Below are 18,744 nucleotides of genomic sequence, written 5' to 3'. Positions count from 1 at the left end.
TTCAATATCCCAAATGACGGCAGGTCAGCCCAGCCGCCAGCCGACCTCGGCCGCGAAACTCTGGAAAAATTCGGCGTCGTAGGCGCGTTCCGGCGCCTGCCGTACGCGTTCATCGAGCAGATGGGCATCATCGCCGACCAGAATGCGCCAGCGTCCGGCTTTGACGCCGTCCAGGATGACCTTGGCCGCAGCCGCGGCCGTCATCGGAGCCTCATCACGAAAAGTTCGCGCGCGATCGAGCGCGATATTCTGGATATCCTCGTCCGACATCGCCGATGTGTTGGTGCCCATGCCCTGCAGCCGCTGACGCGCCTGTAATATCTCGTTCGGATTGAGCCGGTCGGATTCGGTGCCGCTCTGCACTTTTCGGGAATTGGACACGATCGAGGTGCCGATATGACCGGGCATCACCACGGAGCATTTAATATGCGGTGCGTTCAGCCTGAGATCGTTAATCAGCGCCTCGGTGAATCCCTTCACCGCGAATTTGGCAGCGCTATAGGCGGTGTGCGACACCCCCATTCCGACGGATGCCCAGAAACCGTTGACGCTCGAGGTGTTGATGATGTGGCCTTCATCTGATTTCAGCAGCATCGGCAGGAAAGTGCGGACACCGAGGTAAACCCCGCCCCAGCAAATGTTGAACGTCCGCTCCCACTGTTCACGCGTATTGGTGAACAGGCTGCCGCCACCGCCGATGCCGGCGTTGTTGAACAGCAGATGGATCTTGTCGGTCGCCTGCTGCTCGGCGAGTTCGTCACGAAAGCGCTTGAGCTGATCTTCGATCGACACATCGGCGACATGCGTGGTGACGCGCAAGCCCTGCGGCAGTTTCTCGACCTCGCAAAGGCGCTTGGTCTCCGCCATCGCGTCAGCCGAGACATCGCACATCGCCACATTGCAGCCTTCGGCGACGAGTTGGCGCGCCAGTTCGCGGCCCATGCCCGTGCCGCCTCCGGTGATAACCGCAATCTTTCCGGCAAAATCCTTCATGGGGATCGCTGACCTTTCTGTCGCAATGTGCAGGAGATTCCGGCCGGCGCGAGAACCGGGCCACGGGGCTTCTCGATACTTCTCTATTGGCGTCACATCTGCCTGACCCACAATCTCCATAATTCTCAGAAACAGCGGCCTAGGACCAATCTACATTCAGGATTCACAGTTCGGATTAGCGATGATTCCTTGTGTTCCGGATCAATTGATTCGGAGCATAAGGCATGGTCAAGCGATATGAACTTACCGAGGCACAGTGGCGGCTGATCGCAGAGCTTTTGCCCGGCAAGGCCGGCGATCCTGGTCGAACCGGTGCCGACAACCGCCTATTCGTCAATGCTGTTCTGTGGGTCTTGCGCTCCGGCGCGCATTGGCACGACCTGCCACCTCGATATGGCAAGTGGAAAAGCGTGCACACGCGCTTCGCCCGTTGGGCAAAGAATGGCGTGTGGGAGCGCATGTTCGAGGCTCTCATCAAAGATCACAAGAACGAATATCTGATGCTCGATACCACCCTGGTTCGTGCCCACCAGCAGGCCGCGACCGGAAAAGGGGGGACCAAAACCAGGCTTTGGGGCGTTCCCGAGGAGGATTGACCACCAAAATCCACATGCTCGCCGATGCGCTTGGCCGGCCGCTGCGCTTTATCCTCACGCCTGGCCAGAGCGGTGACGTTACGCAGGCCGAGGCTCTCATCAAAGGCTCCGCTGGCCAATACGTCATTGCCGATCGCGCCTATGACAGTCGCGCCTTGCGCGAGGCTATCGAAGCGACCGGCGCCGCAGCGGTGATCCCGCCAAACCCTACGCGCAAGCATCCCCACAGCTACGATCCGGCACTCTATCGACTGCGAAATCGCATCGAACGCTGCTTCAACAAGCTCAAGCACTTCCGCCGCGTCGCAACCCGCTACGACCGCAGAGCGGTTCACTTCCTCGCCTTCATCCATCTCGCAAGTGCTATGGTCTGGACACGCTGAATGTCGATTCAGCCTAGCAAGCCCCAATCTGTTTGCGGCGGCGCAGCACGCGTGAGCGACTTGTTTTGTTACGACGAAAGATGAGGGAGCGCGAACGCCAACAATCGATTGAGATGACAGTCTGAGTCCGCACCGTCAGACAATCGCGGGGTTCGACTCTTATGTTGTTGCCGCAACATTGGTGTGTTCGTAATGGCCGGGAGCTGAAGATGGGCGCACGGAACCGGCTGGTGGGCTGTGCGTGCGACGATCGCCGCTTGACAAAGATCGCGGCCAACTGAAAGCTTGGGTACAACTGTCCGATTGAGAAACAGTAAGGAGGATGCCATGGCCCACGTCGTAGTGATGTACAAGACACCAAAAGATACTGCTGCCTTCGACAAGTATTATTTCGAGACGCACGTTCCGATCGCGAAGAAGATACCCGGCCTCAGGAAATATGAAGTCAGCCGGGGGCCGGTCGCCACGCCGGCCGGGCCTTCCGGTTTTCATCTGATCGCAACGCTTTATTTCGACAATCTCGCGGCGGTACAGGCCGGGTTCGGTAGCGCCGAGGGAAAAGCCGCGGCCGCAGACGTGCAGAAGTTCGCGACCGGTGGCGCCGATATGATCTTGTTCGATACGCGCGAAGTCTGAACCGACGCAATGCGCGCACCCCGCGCGCATCGCATTCAAGGGATACCGAGCCGAGTCCTGACGAAGGGCTCGGCTGATCAAAGTGATAAGGTGCTCTTCACGCGACGCGGCGTCACAACGGCTGCGCGCGCCGCCGGAGTATTCAGGACAGCCAGATTGATCGTGATTTAATTGGCGTTGCTGCCGGTTTTGGTCGGCTTCGCCGGAGCATTCTTGGCGGCAGGCTTTGCCACCGTCTTGGGCGCATCTGCGCTGCGCGCGTTACCCCAGGGATCGGTGGGGCCCTTGTCGGGAATGTTGCCGAGCGAACGCTTGTAGGCGCTATCGGCATCCTTGTCGTCCTGCAGCTGTTGCAGCGACTTGATCTTGTCCTGTTCACCGTATCTCTGCACGTGATCCTGGGCGTAAGCCGGCACGGTCAGTAACGCGATGATCGCTACAGCGCGAAAAACTCTCATGCGTATGCTCCCTGCGATGGACCTACATACCATCGGCCGCGCCGCGATGCCAACAGGAAGTCACTGCGCCGCGGTTTGATGATCAGCCTGCGCCGTTCGCGCGGGCTGATCTTTGAGGCAATGCCGGGCAGCATCGATCTCAGCGTCTGTGGCGCCATGGCCACGCGCCCATGTCTCGGCGGCTGAAACCGAATACCTGGCGACGTAGAATCTAACGACGGTGCAGGATACCCGATGCAAGATGCCAGAACGTTCTGCGGCAGAGGTGATTTCGGTCAAGGTTAGAAGCATGACCAACGCCGCGATCCCTCGCATCAACATCACGCATATCCCCATGGAACGAGCTTAAAAACGTCAAATGCCCCGATTTGGTTCCATTCTCCGCGCGGTTCTCGCTCGCAAGCAGTCGGACCACCCCCGGAGATTCGGCTTTACTTGCGTCGAATGATGCACATCCTTATGGCTAGCGTAAACCTTGCCCAAGGCAAGGTTGTGGATAGGTGAAACGAATTCGGAGGATCATTCGATGATATCGCGACGAAGCGTTCTACGCACCCTGACCGCCGCAACTTTGATTGGTGGTACCCTTCCAGCGTTCGGAAAATCGAGCCACTCCAGTGCAATCCGAATGCTGGATACGGACAATGATGGCACTGTCGATCTTGCAGAAGCCAAAAAAGCGGCCTCCGCATTGTTCGACAAACTGGACCGCGATCACGACGGCACACTCGACAAGCGCGAACTCGCGGGCAGGTTGAGTGCGAAAGAGTTCGCAGATGCCGATCCCGATCACGATGGCACGCTGACCAAGGATGAATATCTGGCCGTGGTCGAGCAGCGCTTTAATGCAGCAAATTCCGATAGCGACAGCACGTTGGATGCGAAGGAGCTATCGACAAAGGCCGGCCGGAGCCTTCTGCGATTGCTGAAGTAGCGCCATCGCTGAAATCGGGTGGCGCGCGACCCAGGCGATGCGCTGATCTGGAAGCTTGAGGCGGCGCTGAAAGCCGGTCGCACCGGCAGGACCGATACGCGCCGCCCGCGTGCATGATCGAGTTCACACGGCGGTGAGCTTGTGCCCATGCGTAGGGTCATCCGGACGAAGACCGGTCAGCAATAGTGCCTCTCCTCACCTCGCAAAAATTTGCTCCGGCAGCAGCTTCCTTTGGAATGGACTTCCGAGACGCGCAGTTTCAAAATGAGGTATGGCGGACACTGACCTGGCATCCCGTAAAACGTGCCCGACGTGCGGATCGCCGATGAGGCTTGCCCTCACCCCCGGCAGCAAAGGCTCGCGATCATACCGCTGCGAGGAATGTGACCGGTCTGATCCCTTTACCACCGGCGCCGCTTCCGGCTGGCTACAGGGCGAGCTACAGCCGCCGAAATAATCGAGGCTCCGTTCGGAGTACCGCCGACGAAGGTTCAATCGAACTTCACCCCTATCCGCCGTTCCCTGCGATAGATAACGCGGCAGCCGCAGTGCAGGCCGTCGCTCGGTATTACCAAGGTGAATTTCTCCGGAATACCGACCGGGCTTGTGACCTCAAGCGCCGCGCCGACGTGCGAGACGTTGCGGACGGTACAGTCGATTGCGCCGCCTCCGAACTCAATGGTTCCAGCCTTCAGCACGCGATGCCGAGGGGCAACCCGCTTCTCTTCCATGACCTGCCTGCCACGCCCTGCCTGCGCAATCATTTCGGTCGGGGCGTCATCCTGATTGGGGCAATCATGGACCGAAAGCGGATCACGCCGCATTCCTACTGCGGCAGCCGATTCTTGTCAGCCCCGGCCTTCAGCCCGGGATCGGCTATCGAGCCCACCTCCGCCCGATTGCCACGGCCGCAGCCCGAGCAGGCCCGCTGGCGGCCGGAACTGGACAGGGATCACCTCTGAATTAATGTCCAGCAATGCGGCATTGGTGCTGAGGAAACGCGGCCCCGCTGCACCAATGGGTGGTGGACGGGACCGCGCTGGGCGCCGCCTTTGCATCACCGCCAGAGACAGCCCGTAAGCCAACCCGTTCTATCGCGGGATGTTCCGCGCGATAGCGCCAGAAGCCCCCCGCATCATGCCAATGAGGGACGATCCGGGATCACCACCTCATTTTCCAAAATCTCGGCTTCGAAGTCGCTCTCTGGCATCCCATTCTAACGCCCGCGAGCTCGAAAGCGCCCTACCCCCTGGCACTCACGCGACTGCCTGATCTTTCTCGCCGGCACCGAGGGCAACGCGGAACAGAATTTCGACCACGCCAAGCGTCAGCGCGATGACGACAAGCACCCACATCAAAACCACGCCCCGTGGCACGGGGTTGGGCTCGCTGACAAGCGGCGGGGTAACCTGATCGATATCGACCCAGCGCTCGGCAAGGGGAGGAGTTGTCGGCTCGATCTCCACCCAGCGATCTACCCAGCGATCTGCCCATGACGTCTGTATAGGCGTCTGCACGAGAGGCGTCTGCATAGCCGTCTGCACGGGCTCGCCTTCAGCCATCATCTTCGACATCGAGTCTCGCCAATTGGACCGATCAACCTTTCGCGCAACTTTATGGACGATGATCTGACGTCGGCCGGCCACCGACGTTGCGTCCCAGCAATGGCCCGCGCCATGCCAGTAAATATGCACCGAACCAAAATGCTGTCGCGCTTCAGTCTTGCTCATGCAAGAGCTGGAAGCTTTCGATGGTGTGGTCACCATCAACATCGACACAACTATCACCGCGACTCGCATGGGGTCGCTCCGACTACAAAATACAAAGGTCGAATCAATTGCGGTAAAGTCTAAGAACTTAAACTTCGGAAATTATGGCAGGTTTTAAAGGACAATAAGTATGTCCTAATTTCGCCGGGGGCACAACGGAGGGCTTGCGCAAGGCCTTACGCTGCCGCCCGATCTTCCTTGTCCGCCGCACGCGCAACGGCCTTGGGTGCGTCGTGGGGCAGCGGTTCTGTCGCGCCTTCACCTCACCCAAGACGCTCGTATCCACACTTCGCGCTCCTTCATCGATCGTCAGGATCGCTCGCATGGCCTTGGGACGGATGGGCTCGACGATGGCGTCCACGCGCGGCAGTGCGGTCAATTACTGGGCCTTACGCCTAATGACCAACTTCACCGATGCCGATGTTCATCGCAGCGAATACCGTTGATTGCATAGGCTTTCGAGCCTCAATCATCTCGCTAGACGCCGCACCGATGTGCTTTCTTACGGCCTCTACTGCGCCTGCCCGATCCGAAACATGGGCGTAGTACGTTTGGGACGATTTGTCGCCCGCCAAGGTTACCCTATTCACATGCACACCCCAGCCGCTCCACATGAGAGGGGAACGACCGAACCGGTAAATGGTTCGAACTGTGACCTTGTAGACCAGCAGGAGCCGTTTATGACCGACGATGGCGAGATCGGGTGGCACAAAGGCCAGATCGCGAAAGACCGCGCCCTTCTTGAACAGCTAGAGGCAGGCAATACGGCCGGGGGTGAGGCCTTCTCCGAGACCCAATCAGAGATCGACCACCTCAAAGCCCAGATCGCTCAATCTGAGCTGATCGTCGCAGCTTACGAAAAGCAACATCCTGATACTCCATAGCCGGGGCGCGCCTTCCCGGAAAGCACAACGCCGCCCAAGCGGAAAGCGATACCGTGGAACGAAAAAAGCCCCGCAATTGCAGGGCTTTTATTGGTCGGAGCGAGAGGATTTGAACCTCCGACCCCTAGTCTCCCAGACTAGTGCGCTAACCGGGCTGCGCCACGCTCCGACTGTCTAACGACGTTGATTGATTAGGGAAATCCGCCGCACCGCGCAAGGTGCAGAAACGGCAATTGTGAACATAAGGGACACGAAAAGCATAGTTGAGACCCAAAAGTCCCGGAAAAGCCCCGGACGATGTTCGCGGGGCGTTCTCGGAACGGCGCACCCCTCCTCGCCGGTTTGATTTACGCCTGACCCCTTTTGTCACAGTTGTGGTCCCCTTTCGGGCCTACCGTGAGTTGGGCGCGCCGGCCCCGCTTCCATCCCCCGCTTATCGCAGTGGCCCTTTTGATTTTAGAAGTCGTCCCTCTAGGCTGGCCGGGTGGCGTTATCAGCATTTCAGTAGAGGCGCGCCCTGGTCCGAGGTTATCGGTGTCCTAAATTTACGAAAGAGGCACTTCGATGCGATGGTCTTTGAGTAGCCAAAGAGCGGAGCAAAAACGCAAGCCTAAACGTACGCGAAAGATCAAATTGAAAAAAGCTAATCAAGAAAGCGCGCCCACACACCCCGGGCGGTGGCCGTCTCGGCTCTTGGGCGACACGACCCCCGCATCAAAGCTGCGCGAGTGCAATCGCGTGCGTCAGAAACCACCAACAAACCTTTTGGCAAAAGCAATTTTACCGAGAAGCGTGAAGTTGAAACCGAGCCGTAAAATTTCAGCGTCTATGTCGCTAAGCGCTACGTCGACGCTAACGCCGCCGAAAATATTATTGAGCGGCTGGTTGGTCAAGACGTCGACGCTATTGAGAAGGTTCGCACTCCACGAGTTAACAGCGAAGCCGGCGTTTATCGATTGATCTGCATCGAAAATTGAATTTGGAGTGATGAAGATCGACCAGTGTTGCAGGGCGAACACGGGAGTAGAATTGATGTCCGTTTGCGGCGGTGTCGGAATTGAGTATTGCTCGATCGCGGCGTTTAGTGAAACGGACATATCCGGGGAAAATTGAGAGGAACGGGCTTCAACCCGCCGATATTTGAGTCACAGGCTGCATATTTAAAAAAACACGGCCTGTTTCTGGCGAGTGAAGAGCGGCGGTTGAAGAAAGCGGATTGGGAACCTGAATCGCTGTAACGCAAAGCCGCTGGGATTAGCGACAGCGGTTCACGGCAACTCTCAATTTATTCGCGCTAATGTGATTTGGCATCATGATTTACTAACTTACCTCGAAAAGACGGCGCGACGCTTGGGGAAGAGCGGTACGACCTTGAACAACACGCCGCAAAACAAACGAGAGTTTCGAAATGACCGTCGTTAGATTCCGACCAAGTGATGCGACGGCGCTGGCTGAGAAACGCGCGCTGAATGCTTCCACCAGTAACATTTGTGAGCTGCTAGACCTTTCGCGATACGAGTTGAGCGATCGTTCGCGAAACGATTTGGATTCACAAAAAGACGACCCCGATGATTTCGAGTATCAAATGCGCGCGAACATAGCGGCGTTGACCTTCCTAGTCGCGCTGGCCGGGCTCGCGGCTACCGATGTTCTTAGGCTCGCAGCCTACATTTCGTGATCGTGAAGAAGGCGAAGAACCCTCGCATCATGTTGTCAAGCTCGACTGCTCGGCGTGCAAGCGCGACGTAACTCGAACCGCGACAGCGCTTACGTAGTTGCGTATCCCTCCGGCGCCGCCTTGGCGCCGCCTTGCGCAGTTTGGCGGCCGATCTGAGGATTTGACCTTAGTCTGGCTTCAAGGTCATGCGGCGATGCAGGTGAACGTATTGGGCGCTGAGCGCCGGCGGCGAAACGCCCTTTTGATTTCTTGACGTCCCCCATAATCGAGTTTCGAGGGGCCGTTGGCCCCAAGAACACGAGTACACGAGAACATTCTCGAACGGGATCTGGAAGCAGGCTACCGTAGCTCTCGGCTGTCGCATTCCACTCTACAATCTAATTCACCATCGCGCGGTGAAGGCTTCTTAATCCAAACGACCTTCGCGGGTACGCCCATCACAGTCGCATTAGAAGGAACGTCCTCGATCACAACTGTATTCGCGCCGATTGTCACATTATCTCCGATGCTCACCCTGCCGAGGACCTTCGCGCCAGCGAGTATCCTGACATTGTTACCGATGCTCGGGATGTCGGTTTCGTTGGTATAGCCGATGGTAACCTGCTGGTTTATCCAACAATTCTCGCCAATTTTGGTCGCCGAAACAAATGTGCCGTCGCCATGCATTATGAAGAGCCCAGGTCCAATGCTCGTGTTACCGAGGTGTAACGACGACAGTGGACGGCAAAAGATTGAAAGTAACCTGCCCGGTAGCCCGGCTCGAAGATAAAAAACATTGCGATATTCTGGCAGCCAAGTCATCAAATGAGCAAACATCAATATCCGGTCTGTTAAATTTCGCGGCCGCTCAAAATGATAAACATGCGCCCATCTGTCCAAGTCGGCATATATTGTGTTTCGGTCCGAACTAAGGAGCATCAATGCGATCAACGGCATCAACCGAGCAGTACTTAAAGCTGTAAGAGCGCCCTTTAGAACTTTGACAAAGGTCCTTCCCGCGCTCCGATCGTGAATATCGGTTTGAGAAGTCATAGCGGAGCTCCGATTCAATCGCTACAAACGCGATACGAGCAAAGACTTCTTTCGAACAAATAGCGCATCATCTTCTAGAATTATGCTCGTGCGGAAGATAGAATGATTATCTGCACGCTCCTCGCAAAGGAAAACTAGGACGATTAAAAATTGAGATTAAGATTAACGAGGCCAGAGGGGGGGTAAACACCAATACACATCCTCGGCCTCCCAGAATTTTGCGTCATTCCACAACCGAGGCAGGTGAATTCTTCAGTCGTCCATATGCTGTTGTCCATGCGGCAATTATGCGCCTTCAGGAATACCAAGCGATTATAGGGTTCTCCACTTTTGTGAGCATAAATTGATCGCCGCAAATTCGGTTAACACCTGTTAGATAAGCTCTACTCTTTACACCGCTGGCGTCCCTAACGATGGTACGGAGGGCGACCATCGGACAAATTTATAGCCATCACATCAGCATGTCCTAGCTTGGCTTGGCTTGGCTTGGCTTGGCTTTACGAACCCGTTGCTCACGGCGACGGAAGGCAAACACTACCGGCTCGTCATGAACAACGGCAGTGGAGACGAGCATCCGGTGCACATGCATCGGCACTCGTTCGAGATCACGAAAGTCGGTGCCAAGCCGACATTCGGCGTCATCAAAGACACAATTGGCCTGCCCCGATATTCCGTCGCGGAGATCGACTTCGTGGCGGATGATCCCGGCGCGACGTTCTTTCACTGTCACCACCAGGATCACGTCGATGGGGGGCTTCGCAGGGCTCATCACCTATCGGCGAAGTTAGCTGACGTCGGCTTTCAGGAGGAAAATCTGATCAGGATTTGGCGCGCGCGCGACCCGGAATAATTCTCGGACTGCATCGGATGATGCTGCTAAACCCTTGGCAGCAAATGGGGAAACTTCTTAAGCCCCCTAGTCTCCCAGACTAGTGCGCTAACCGGGCTGCGCGACGCTCCGATGCCGTTCCCTTGGCTTCGAGTTCCCTTAGCTTCGATCAGGCCTTGGCGCAAGGAGCCCGATCGGCCATGAGGCGGCTCGGGCGTCAACTCCGCGCGCCTAGCCCTCCTTCAGCGCCTGATCCAGCAACCGCCGGCACGCGATCAGTTCCTGCAACGCGGCTTCCAGCCGCTCGAGGCCCGACGGATGCACCGAGTCAGCCACGCCGGCAATCGGGCCGTCGTCATCATCATCGTCCTCCAGGGCCTCAGCCCGTCCGGCCCGCCGAACTACCGTGCGCTCTTCGGAGCCCTCATAATCGTCGTCATCGGCATCGATGCCGTGAGAGGCGTCCTCATCCTCCCCCGCAATACTGCGTCCGACAGCGGCTTCGATCGCGCCGAACGAGGCTGGCGTTGATGCATCCGCCAGCGCCTGCACCGACTTGATGCCGTGCTCCTTGAGAATGCGCTGCACCCCGCGAATGGTGTAGCCCTCGCCATAGAGCAGACGGCGGATACCCCTGAGCAGGTCGACGTCGTCCGGGCGGTAATAACGCCGGCCGCCGCTTCGCTTCATCGGCTTGATTTGGGTGAACCGCGTTTCCCAAAAACGCAGGACGTGCTGCGGGATGTCGAGATCGTCCGCGACCTCGCTGATGGTTCGGAACGCATCCGGCGCCTTGTCCAAACGCCCGCTCCTTTTCGATCGCCCCGCCGAATCAGTCTTCAGTTGGCCAGTATTCGATCAGCCATACTACTTAATCAGCGTTGGCGTCACCATTGCCATTACTGTTGCCGTTGATCCGCTGTTTCAGGATCGCCGACGGCTTGAACACCATCACACGCCGCGGCGAAATTGGAACCTCGGTACCCGTCTTCGGATTACGACCGATACGCTGACCTTTTTTGCGCACCATGAACGAACCGAACGACGACAGCTTCACCGTCTCGCCCTTTTCCAGGCAGTCGGTGATCTCTTTCAAAACAAGTTCGACAAAGGCCGACGACTCCGTACGCGACAAGCCTACCTTCTGGTAGACGGCCTCGCACAGATCGACGCGTGTCACTGTTTTCCCGGTTCCGGTCATCGCCTGCCCCGCACTCTCGGCGAACAATTTATACCCCAAAATTATGAGCTTAGCACGCGATGGTCAACAGCGCTCATCGATGCATCCGCATGGATGAAGACTACAAAATGAGTGGACTTCTTAACGCAACGCTTACCAGCGCAACAGCGCCGAGCCCCAGGTGAAGCCGCCGCCCATGGCTTCCAGCAGCACCAGATCGCCCTTCTTGACGCGTCCATCGGCGACCGCAACCGAGATCGCCAGCGGAATCGATGCCGCCGATGTATTGCCGTGCAGGTCGACGGTCAGCACGACTTTCTGCGGCGCAATATGCAACTTGTGCGCTGAAGCATCAATGATTCGCTTGTTGGCCTGGTGAGGGATGAACCAGTCGACGTCCTCGGCGGTCGCGCCGGTGGCCTCGAACGCATCGACGATCACATCGGTGATCATGCCGACGGCGTGCTTGAACACCTCGCGGCCTTCCATCCTGAGGTGGCCCACCGTCTGCGTCGAGGACGGGCCGCCATCGACATATAACTTGGCTTTATGCCGGCCATCCGAGCGCAGATGCGTCGTCAACACGCCGCGATCGGTGGGCTTGCCGGGCTGCTGCTGCGCTTCAAGCACAATGGCGCCTGCGCCGTCGCCGAACAGCACGCAGGTGCCCCGATCGTTCCAGTCGAGAATGCGCGAGAATGTTTCGGCGCCGATCACCAGCGCCCGTTTGAACGCACCCGTACGCAGGAAATTGTCCGCCGTGGCGAGCGCAAACACGAATCCCGAGCACACCGCCTGCAGATCGAACGCCGCGCCATGATGGATGCCGAGCCCATTCTGCACCGCAACCGCGGTCGCCGGAAACGTATTATCCGGTGTCGAGGTGGCGAGAACGATCAGGTCAATCGACTGCGCGTCAATCCCGGCATGGGCCAATGCCGCCCGCGCGGCGTTGATCGCCAAGTGTGACGTGAACTCACCTTCAGCGGCAATATGACGCTCCCGAATGCCGGTGCGCTGTACGATCCACTCATCAGACGTATCAATCTGCGTCGCCAGTTCGGCGTTGGTCAGCACTTTCTGCGGCAGATAGGAACCGCAGCCGAGCACGACCGAGCGTATTGCCGTCACGAAACATCCTCCGGCGCGGTCTGCACGAGCGCGCTGCCGTTACGATTGAGCATCTGATTGATCTTGGTGAGGAGATCGTAGTGGGCCATTTCATAGCCAACATCGACCGCATAGGCAAAGCCTTCAGCGTCGGTTCCACCGTGGCTCTTGACGACGACCCCTCGTAATCCGAGCAGCACGCCGCCATTGGACTTCCTTGGGTCGAGCTTGTCACGTAGCGCCTTAAAGGCGTTTTTGGCAAACAGATAGCCGATCTTGGTGCGCCAGGTACGCGACAGCGCCTCCCTGAGAAATTCGTTGATCTGCCGTGCGGTTCCTTCAGCCGCCTTCAAGGCGATATTGCCGCTGAACCCCTCGGTGACGATGACGTCGGCGGCCCCTTTGCCGATGCCATCGCCTTCGACGAACCCGACATATTCGAGCTGGGGAAGGTTCATCGCGCGCAGCAGTTCCGCGGCCTCACGGATCTCCTCCCCGCCCTTCACCTCTTCAACTCCGATATTGAGCAGGCCGACCGTGGGCCGCTCGAGATTGAACAACACGCTCGCCATCGCTCCGCCCATCACCGCCAGCGCCATCAGATGGTGGGCATCGCCGCCAATCGTGGCGCCGAGGTCGAGCACGACGGAATCGCCGCGCATCGTCGGCCACACCGCCGCAATCGCCGGGCGGTCGATGCCTGGCAACATGTGCAGATTGAAGCGCGCCATCGCCATCAGCGCGCCGGTGTTGCCCGCGGACACCGCGACGTCGGCCTTGCCCTTCTTGACGGCGTCGATGGCAAGCCACATCGACGAGGTCCTGCGGCCGCGGCGCAGCGCCTGGCTGGGCTTTTCCTGCATGCTGATGGCCACATCGGTGTGGATAACGCGCGACGCCGCCTTCAAGGCCGGGTGCTTTGCAAGTTGCGCTTCGATCAATGCGCTGTCGCCAAACAACAGAAATTCCGTGTCGGGATGCCGGGACAACGAAACGGCGGCGCCGGGAATGATGACCGATGCGCCGACATCGCCACCCATGGCGTCAAGCGCGATTCGAACCTTTTGAGGCATGAACGTCCCGGAAACCTGATCTTGTGCGGACCCGAAGCGCTCGGCCGCTAGTTCTGAAATCGCCACTGACCGCGACGATCGGCAAAGCGCAACGCTGCGCCCCGGCCGGGCCGCGACAATAGCGCGTCCTTGTCCCGAAACAACCTCTTGACCGCTCTCTTTTGGGTATTCCGTCGCAGTGAGGCAGAATCGAAACAGGTCAACAAACTTAGAAGATTCAGTGCCTTATATCAAAAATATGAACCTATACCGTATCCGATTCGATGGGAATGCGAGCTCCGTGACCTTTCCGCCGCGCTTCAATGCTTGCCCGGCTTTTTTCCACCAGGCGGCTTTACATCGACCTGCAGTGCCTTGAGCGCGGCGAACGGATGGTCTTCGGGATCGGCGGCAACGACCACCGGCTCGAACACCGCATCCATTTTGCGCGGATAGGGATCGATCGCCAGGAACAATACGTCCGTCGCCAACCGGCCAAGATCAATCATACCGTTTTCGATGGGCTCCGGCGGATCGGGAATTTCGTCCTCGCTTTCCGCCGCATCATCGATGAGGTCGGCGAGTTGAGGAATTTGCTCGGGCGGCGCGAAGGTCAGATCGATCGGCTCGTCGATTTCGTTTTCGATCGGATCGAGCGTCACCACGCAGGTTTGTCCGATCCGCGCCCGGACATGCCCCGCGACGCGGAAACGGCCGCCGCGCTCGGGCGTCACATCAAACGAAGCGCTGGCCGACAGAATTTCGCGCAAACCCGCGGCTTCTGCCATGGCAACGCGCGCGGCCTGATCCGCTTCCAGGTCGCGATGCAATCCGGTGTCCGGTATCTGCGCGACCGCGATCGGGAGGCGCCAGGGATCCGCTCTGTCTGTCATGCCGGTGTTTCTGCTCATTGCTGCACGCCTGCGTGAATCGGCAAGGGAAACTTCCACGACGCGCTCTGCAACGCCGCACTATCAAGTCCTGTCAGGGTAGCGGTAGCCGCATTGGCATAGAGGGCGAGCTCGCGTGCTTTTTCGATACCCTCCCCGTTCAATATATTCTTGCACAACGCCTGCGCCAGCGCCTCCTCGCCTGCGGTCAGGGCACGGTCATAGGCCGCCGCGCGTCCGTAAAAGGCTTCGCCGAAGGCCTGCATTCGCTTGGGAACGGTGAGATCGCCGACCCCCATCTCGCGCAAATTGTCGTCCATATCGTTACAGAAACGGTCAAACAGCGCCTGTGAAAGCCCTGCTCCGCCTTCGATCGCCTTCAGCCGGCGCAACACCATCCACAGATGCAGCACCAGCAGATCAAAACGGCCGTTAACCGTATCCGGCACGCCCAAATCCCGGTAAAACAACGGTTCTCGCGATTGCGTCACGATCATGCCATAGATGGCCTCAATGGTGCCGCGCGGGGCGATCCGGGGTTTTCTCAAGTGATTGAACGGCCAAAGCATGGTGGGTTCCGAGCGCATACCCTTCGGGCCTGCGCATGTTGCAATCCAGTGTGCAGCCCGGTACGTCAACCCCTCACGTGATGCAAGAGGACGGGACCGGTTCCGCAAATGACTGAGACGAGTCCGACATGCCCACGCAGGCGCTCTGCGCATGGCTTGACCACGCGATGGCGCAGCATGGGCACGGCCGCGGCCATCGCGCTGATGTGCGCGACCCTCGGCGGCTGCCTGACCGGCGAGCAGTTTCAAAAGGGCTACATCCTGCCGCAGGGCGCGCTTGAGCAAATTCCTATTGGCGCAAGCCAGGATCAGGTCCTGATCGTGATGGGCACACCCTCCACGGTCGCGACCCTCGACGGCGAAGTGTTCTATTACATTTCCCAGCGCGCCGAGCGCCGGCTCGCGTTCATGAACGAGAAGATTACCGATCAGCGGGTGATTGCGATCTATTTCGACAAGAACCGGCAGGTCCGGCGGCTCGCCAATTACGGCATGCAGGATGGCAAGATTTTCGACTTCATCAGCCGCACCACGCCGACATCGGGACAAGAACTCAGCTACCTGGCGCCGCTGTTCAAGCTCATCAGCTTCAACTAGCACGGCTACCCCAGCTTTCTTCGCCTCTCCCATCTGAACGGAGCGGGAGAAAATGGCACTGCCCTCGCCCTTCGAAGGGCACCACGTTTCCCAGAAAAGAAAAACCCCGCGGCTCGCACCGCGGGGTTTTTTGTCTTTATCGTTTCGCGCGGCTCAGTGCGCCAGAATCGCCAGCAGCAGCAGTGCCACGATGTTGGTGATCTTGATCATCGGATTGACGGCGGGGCCCGCCGTATCCTTGTAGGGATCGCCGACGGTATCGCCGGTCACTGCCGCCTTGTGGGCGTCCGAGCCCTTGCCGCCGTAGTGGCCATCCTCGATGTACTTCTTGGCGTTGTCCCAGGCGCCGCCGCCCGAGGTCATCGAGATCGCGACGAACAGACCGGTTACGATCACGCCCAGCAGCATCGCGCCGACAGCCGAGAACGCAGCCGACTTGCCGGCCGCGCCGCCACCGGCGATCGCGTAGATCAGGAAGTAAACGACGATCGGCGACAGCACCGGCAGCAACGACGGAATGATCATTTCCTTGATCGCCGCCTTGGTGAGCAGATCGACGGCCTTGCCGTAGTCGGGCTTGTCGGTGCCCTGCATGATGCCCGGCTTCTCGCGGAACTGACGCCGCACTTCTTCGACGATCGCACCGGCCGCACGGCCGACCGCGGTCATGCCCATCGCGCCGAACAGATACGGCAACAGGCCCCCGAACAGCAGACCCACAACCACATAAGGATTGTTGAGCGAGAAGTCCGGATTGACGCCGGCGAAGTAGGGATGGTTCGCCGCGTCCGCAATAAAGAACTTGAGGTCCTGGTTGTAGGCCGCGAACAGCACCAGAGCGCCGAGACCGGCCGAACCGATCGCATAGCCCTTGGTGACCGCCTTGGTGGTGTTGCCGACCGCGTCGAGGGCATCGGTCGACTTGCGGACTTCCTTGGGCAGGCCGGCCATTTCGGCAATGCCGCCGGCATTGTCGGTGACGGGGCCGAAGGCGTCGAGGGCTACGATCATGCCGGCCAGCGCCAGCATCGTCGTGGTGGCAATCGCGATGCCGAACAGCCCGGCCAGGCTGTAGGTGATGAGAATGCCGGCAATGATGACGAGCGCCGGCAACGCGGTCGACTCCATCGAGATCGCGAGACCCTGGATCACGTTGGTACCGTGACCGGTGACCGAAGCGGCCGCGATCGACTTCACCGGGCGATAGTCGGTGCCGGTGTAGTATTCGGTGATCCAGATGATCAGGCCGGTCACGGCGAGACCGACGATGCCGCACTCGAACAGCGCCATGCCGGTGTAGTCGACGCCGGCGAGCTTATCGAAGCCGACCAGCCAGTGGATCACACCTGCCACGCCGATCAGCGACAGAATGCCGGTTGCGATCAGGCCCTTGTAGAGCGCGCCCATGATCGACTGACTGGCGCCGAGCTTGACGAAGAAAGTGCCGATGATCGAGGTGATGATGCAGATACCGCCGATCGCGAGCGGCAGCGTCATCATGTTGGCGAGCAGCGGCGATTTGGCGAAGAAGATCGCCGCGAGAACCATGGTGGCAACCGCGGTCACCGCATAGGTCTCGAACAGGTCGGCCGCCATGCCGGCGCAGTCGCCGACATTGTCGCCGACATTGTCGGCGATGGTGGCCGGGTTGCGCGGATCGTCCTCGGGAATGCCGGCCTCGACCTTGCCGACAAGGTCGCCGCCGACGTCTGCGCCCTTGGTGAAGATACCGCCGCCGAGACGTGCGAAGATCGAAATCAGCGACGCACCGAAGCCGAGCGCAACCATCGCGTCGACAACCGTGCGGCTGTTCGGCGCCAGATTCAGGACATGCGTGAGATAGGCGAAATAGATGGTGACGCCGAGCAATGCGAGACCTGCGACCAGCATGCCAGTGATCGCGCCCGCCTTGAAGGCAAGCTCAAGTCCGCCCGCGAGCGAGGTGGTTGCAGCCTGTGCGGTACGCACATTGGCGCGAACCGAGACGTTCATGCCGATGAACCCCGCGGCGCCCGACAGCACCGCGCCGATCAGGAAGCCGACCGCGACCAGCGTGCCGAGGAGGTAGGCGAGCAGCGCAAAGATCACGATGCCGACCATGCCGATCGTGGTGTATTGGCGCTTGAGATAGGCCTGCGCGCCTTCGCGCACCGCCGCCGCGATCTCCTGCATCCGCGCATTACCGGCGTCTGCCTTCAAAACCGATGTCGTCGCCCAGATGGCGTAAACGATGGAAAGCACTCCGCAGAGCACAATCGCCCATAATGCTGTCATAGAATTTGCCTCAGATTTCCTGATGTTTCCCCCGCGCCGTTACCGCAGGAAGCGGCAAGCGCATTAACAAGGAGATCCCCTGCTTAAAAAGGCCCCCCAAATCGGCGGGACCATGCCAAAATCATACCCCGGGCGCAACGCCACCAGCAGGCTTAACGGGCCTTTTTAAGCGTTCCAACACCAGTTTCTGCGGCACAGTTTGGGTTTTGCGGGCCTTGGATGCCAGGCGAAGGCGGCTTGCGACGAATCAGCTCTTTGGGAACAAACCACCCGTCGCGACTGAAGGCGTGGAAAATCTAGGACCGCAGACCGATCGGTCACGGCGCGGCGCGATCCGAGCGCGTCACCTCGTAGGTCATGCCGCCTGGGCCAAAAGTCTGACGCACGGCAAACCCGTCGGTCGGCTTCATTTTGCCGAGCGGCACGTCCTGTCCGGGCATGATCAGCGTAGCGATGTCGCCGACAAAGACGATGACATGGTGGCCCTTGGACAGATTGGCCTCCGCCCAGCGGTGCAGCTGATCGTAATAAGGCTGTTTGCGCCACGCCGAGGGGGCGCCGGGATCGACCTGCACATACATGAAACCGTTGAGCGGATAGATGCTGAGCACCATCTTGGAGCGCTCGGGCTTCCAGGCCGGCGTCAACGTCGCTTCCGTCCGCCAAAGACAATTGAAGTCGCGGCACTGAGCCGGACTCGTCTCATGAATCGCGCAACCAGTGCCGGGCGTACAGTGCTGACACCATTTGCCAGCCACTTTGCCGATCTCGGGCACATGATAGACCTTGCAGCAAAGCGTGCAGGTTCCGCATTCCCGTCCGGCAATGACTGGCGCGCCTGCTACTTCCATCATCGTTGGGGCGGCTGATCCGCTCATCT

Annotated in this window: 22 protein-coding genes and 1 tRNA gene; 8 read left to right on the top strand and 15 right to left on the bottom strand. The window is 59.0% G+C overall.

From position 1 onward, the window contains the following. Positions 1-24 precede the first annotated feature (24 nt). Positions 25-993, bottom strand: coding sequence for an SDR family oxidoreductase (locus BLV09_RS04640; protein WP_100382190.1), 969 nt, complete (start codon positions 991-993; stop codon positions 25-27). Positions 994-1,217: 224 nt separating this feature from the next. Here BLV09_RS04640 and BLV09_RS38720 point away from each other — a divergent pair. Both BLV09_RS38720 and BLV09_RS04630 read left to right on the top strand, forming a co-directional pair. After that, a protein-coding gene (locus tag BLV09_RS38720; RefSeq protein ID WP_433994351.1) for an IS5 family transposase occupies positions 1,218-1,972 on the top strand; the annotation gives its coding sequence in 2 pieces (ribosomal slippage) (positions 1,218-1,536 and positions 1,536-1,972; 756 coding nt in all). A 327-nt stretch (positions 1,973-2,299) separates the two neighbouring features. Then, a complete protein-coding gene (locus tag BLV09_RS04630) occupies positions 2,300-2,608 on the top strand; it encodes an EthD family reductase (RefSeq protein WP_146686464.1) in 309 nt (102 codons plus the stop codon). Positions 2,609-2,775: 167 nt separating this feature from the next. On the opposite strand, the gene BLV09_RS04625 is transcribed toward BLV09_RS04630, so the two are convergent. After that, a complete protein-coding gene (locus tag BLV09_RS04625) occupies positions 2,776-3,066 on the bottom strand; it encodes a hypothetical protein (RefSeq protein ID WP_174556524.1) in 291 nt (96 codons plus the stop codon). Positions 3,067-3,592: 526 nt separating this feature from the next. Here BLV09_RS04625 and BLV09_RS04615 point away from each other — a divergent pair. After that, positions 3,593-4,000, top strand: coding sequence for an EF-hand domain-containing protein (locus tag BLV09_RS04615; protein ID WP_100382194.1), 408 nt, complete (start codon positions 3,593-3,595; stop codon positions 3,998-4,000). Positions 4,001-4,491: 491 nt separating this feature from the next. On the opposite strand, the gene BLV09_RS04610 is transcribed toward BLV09_RS04615, so the two are convergent. Then, a complete protein-coding gene (locus tag BLV09_RS04610) occupies positions 4,492-4,731 on the bottom strand; it encodes a PilZ domain-containing protein (protein WP_146690984.1) in 240 nt (79 codons plus the stop codon). 525 nt (positions 4,732-5,256) lie between these two features. Further along, a complete protein-coding gene (locus BLV09_RS04605; RefSeq protein WP_146686462.1) occupies positions 5,257-5,574 on the bottom strand; it encodes a hypothetical protein in 318 nt (105 codons plus the stop codon). A 518-nt stretch (positions 5,575-6,092) separates the two neighbouring features. Between BLV09_RS04605 and BLV09_RS38440 the strand changes: the two genes are divergently transcribed. Both BLV09_RS38440 and BLV09_RS04600 read left to right on the top strand, forming a co-directional pair. Beyond that, positions 6,093-6,215: a hypothetical protein gene (locus BLV09_RS38440; protein WP_283806834.1), complete on the top strand. Its 123-nt coding sequence runs from the start codon at positions 6,093-6,095 to the stop codon at positions 6,213-6,215. A gap of 234 nt (positions 6,216-6,449) precedes the next feature. Beyond that, positions 6,450-6,653 carry a hypothetical protein gene (locus BLV09_RS04600; protein ID WP_146686461.1) on the top strand — a complete coding sequence of 68 codons (204 nt, stop codon included), beginning with the start codon at positions 6,450-6,452 and terminating at the stop codon, positions 6,651-6,653. 91 nt (positions 6,654-6,744) lie between these two features. Here the strand turns inward: BLV09_RS04600 and BLV09_RS04595 are convergent. Both BLV09_RS04595 and BLV09_RS04590 read right to left on the bottom strand, forming a co-directional pair. Further along, positions 6,745-6,822: transfer RNA gene (locus BLV09_RS04595), tRNA-Pro, on the bottom strand. A 574-nt stretch (positions 6,823-7,396) separates the two neighbouring features. Next, positions 7,397-7,750 (bottom strand): hypothetical protein, encoded by a 354-nt coding sequence (locus tag BLV09_RS04590; RefSeq protein ID WP_146686460.1) that lies wholly within the window; start codon positions 7,748-7,750, stop codon positions 7,397-7,399. Between the two features lie 311 nt (positions 7,751-8,061). On the opposite strand from BLV09_RS04590, the gene BLV09_RS04585 reads away from it, so the two are divergent. Further along, positions 8,062-8,331, top strand: a complete 270-nt coding sequence (locus tag BLV09_RS04585; RefSeq protein ID WP_100382197.1) for a hypothetical protein — start codon at positions 8,062-8,064, stop codon at positions 8,329-8,331. 339 nt (positions 8,332-8,670) lie between these two features. On the opposite strand, the gene BLV09_RS04580 is transcribed toward BLV09_RS04585, so the two are convergent. Further along, a complete protein-coding gene (locus BLV09_RS04580; protein ID WP_197685023.1) occupies positions 8,671-9,363 on the bottom strand; it encodes a serine acetyltransferase in 693 nt (230 codons plus the stop codon). Positions 9,364-9,910: 547 nt separating this feature from the next. On the opposite strand from BLV09_RS04580, the gene BLV09_RS38715 reads away from it, so the two are divergent. Further along, positions 9,911-10,213 carry a multicopper oxidase domain-containing protein gene (locus tag BLV09_RS38715; RefSeq protein ID WP_433994381.1) on the top strand — a complete coding sequence of 101 codons (303 nt, stop codon included), beginning with the start codon at positions 9,911-9,913 and terminating at the stop codon, positions 10,211-10,213. 210 nt (positions 10,214-10,423) lie between these two features. Here the strand turns inward: BLV09_RS38715 and BLV09_RS04570 are convergent, their stop codons facing one another. From BLV09_RS04570 to BLV09_RS04545, 6 genes are all read right to left on the bottom strand, one after another. Next, positions 10,424-10,993 carry a MerR family transcriptional regulator gene (locus BLV09_RS04570; RefSeq protein WP_146686458.1) on the bottom strand — a complete coding sequence of 190 codons (570 nt, stop codon included), beginning with the start codon at positions 10,991-10,993 and terminating at the stop codon, positions 10,424-10,426. 70 nt (positions 10,994-11,063) lie between these two features. Then, positions 11,064-11,393, bottom strand: a complete 330-nt coding sequence (locus BLV09_RS04565) for an integration host factor subunit alpha (protein WP_100382200.1) — start codon at positions 11,391-11,393, stop codon at positions 11,064-11,066. 132 nt (positions 11,394-11,525) lie between these two features. Continuing rightward, the gene (locus BLV09_RS04560; RefSeq protein ID WP_146686457.1) at positions 11,526-12,503 is read right to left on the bottom strand and encodes a beta-ketoacyl-ACP synthase III; all 978 of its coding nucleotides are present in this window, start codon (positions 12,501-12,503) and stop codon (positions 11,526-11,528) included. After that, entirely contained in the window at positions 12,500-13,555 is a 1,056-nt protein-coding gene (gene plsX, locus BLV09_RS04555; protein ID WP_146686456.1) for a phosphate acyltransferase PlsX, read from the bottom strand. Before plsX ends, BLV09_RS04560 begins: the two co-directional genes overlap by 4 nt. A 299-nt stretch (positions 13,556-13,854) precedes the next feature. Then, a complete protein-coding gene (locus BLV09_RS04550) occupies positions 13,855-14,427 on the bottom strand; it encodes a YceD family protein (protein ID WP_244548967.1) in 573 nt (190 codons plus the stop codon). 14 nt (positions 14,428-14,441) lie between these two features. Beyond that, a complete protein-coding gene (locus BLV09_RS04545; protein WP_146690982.1) occupies positions 14,442-14,993 on the bottom strand; it encodes a ubiquinol-cytochrome C chaperone family protein in 552 nt (183 codons plus the stop codon). 108 nt (positions 14,994-15,101) lie between these two features. On the opposite strand from BLV09_RS04545, the gene BLV09_RS04540 reads away from it, so the two are divergent. Continuing rightward, a complete protein-coding gene (locus tag BLV09_RS04540; protein WP_100382204.1) occupies positions 15,102-15,590 on the top strand; it encodes an outer membrane protein assembly factor BamE in 489 nt (162 codons plus the stop codon). Positions 15,591-15,743: 153 nt separating this feature from the next. Here BLV09_RS04540 and BLV09_RS04535 read toward each other — a convergent pair whose 3' ends face one another. Both BLV09_RS04535 and BLV09_RS04530 read right to left on the bottom strand, forming a co-directional pair. Further along, complete coding sequence (locus BLV09_RS04535; protein WP_100382205.1) at positions 15,744-17,864, bottom strand: sodium-translocating pyrophosphatase; 2,121 nt, start codon at positions 17,862-17,864, stop codon at positions 15,744-15,746. Positions 17,865-18,181: 317 nt separating this feature from the next. Next, positions 18,182-18,742, bottom strand: coding sequence for a hypothetical protein (locus BLV09_RS04530; protein WP_146686454.1), 561 nt, complete (start codon positions 18,740-18,742; stop codon positions 18,182-18,184). Between the last annotated feature and the right edge of the window lie 2 nt (positions 18,743-18,744).

Origin of the sequence: Bradyrhizobium canariense (assembly GCF_900105125.1) — a bacterium.
Lineage (GTDB): Bacteria > Pseudomonadota > Alphaproteobacteria > Rhizobiales > Xanthobacteraceae > Bradyrhizobium > Bradyrhizobium canariense_A.
The sequence above is the reverse complement of the archived record's forward strand: the minus strand, read 5'-3'. Positions and strand labels throughout refer to the sequence as shown.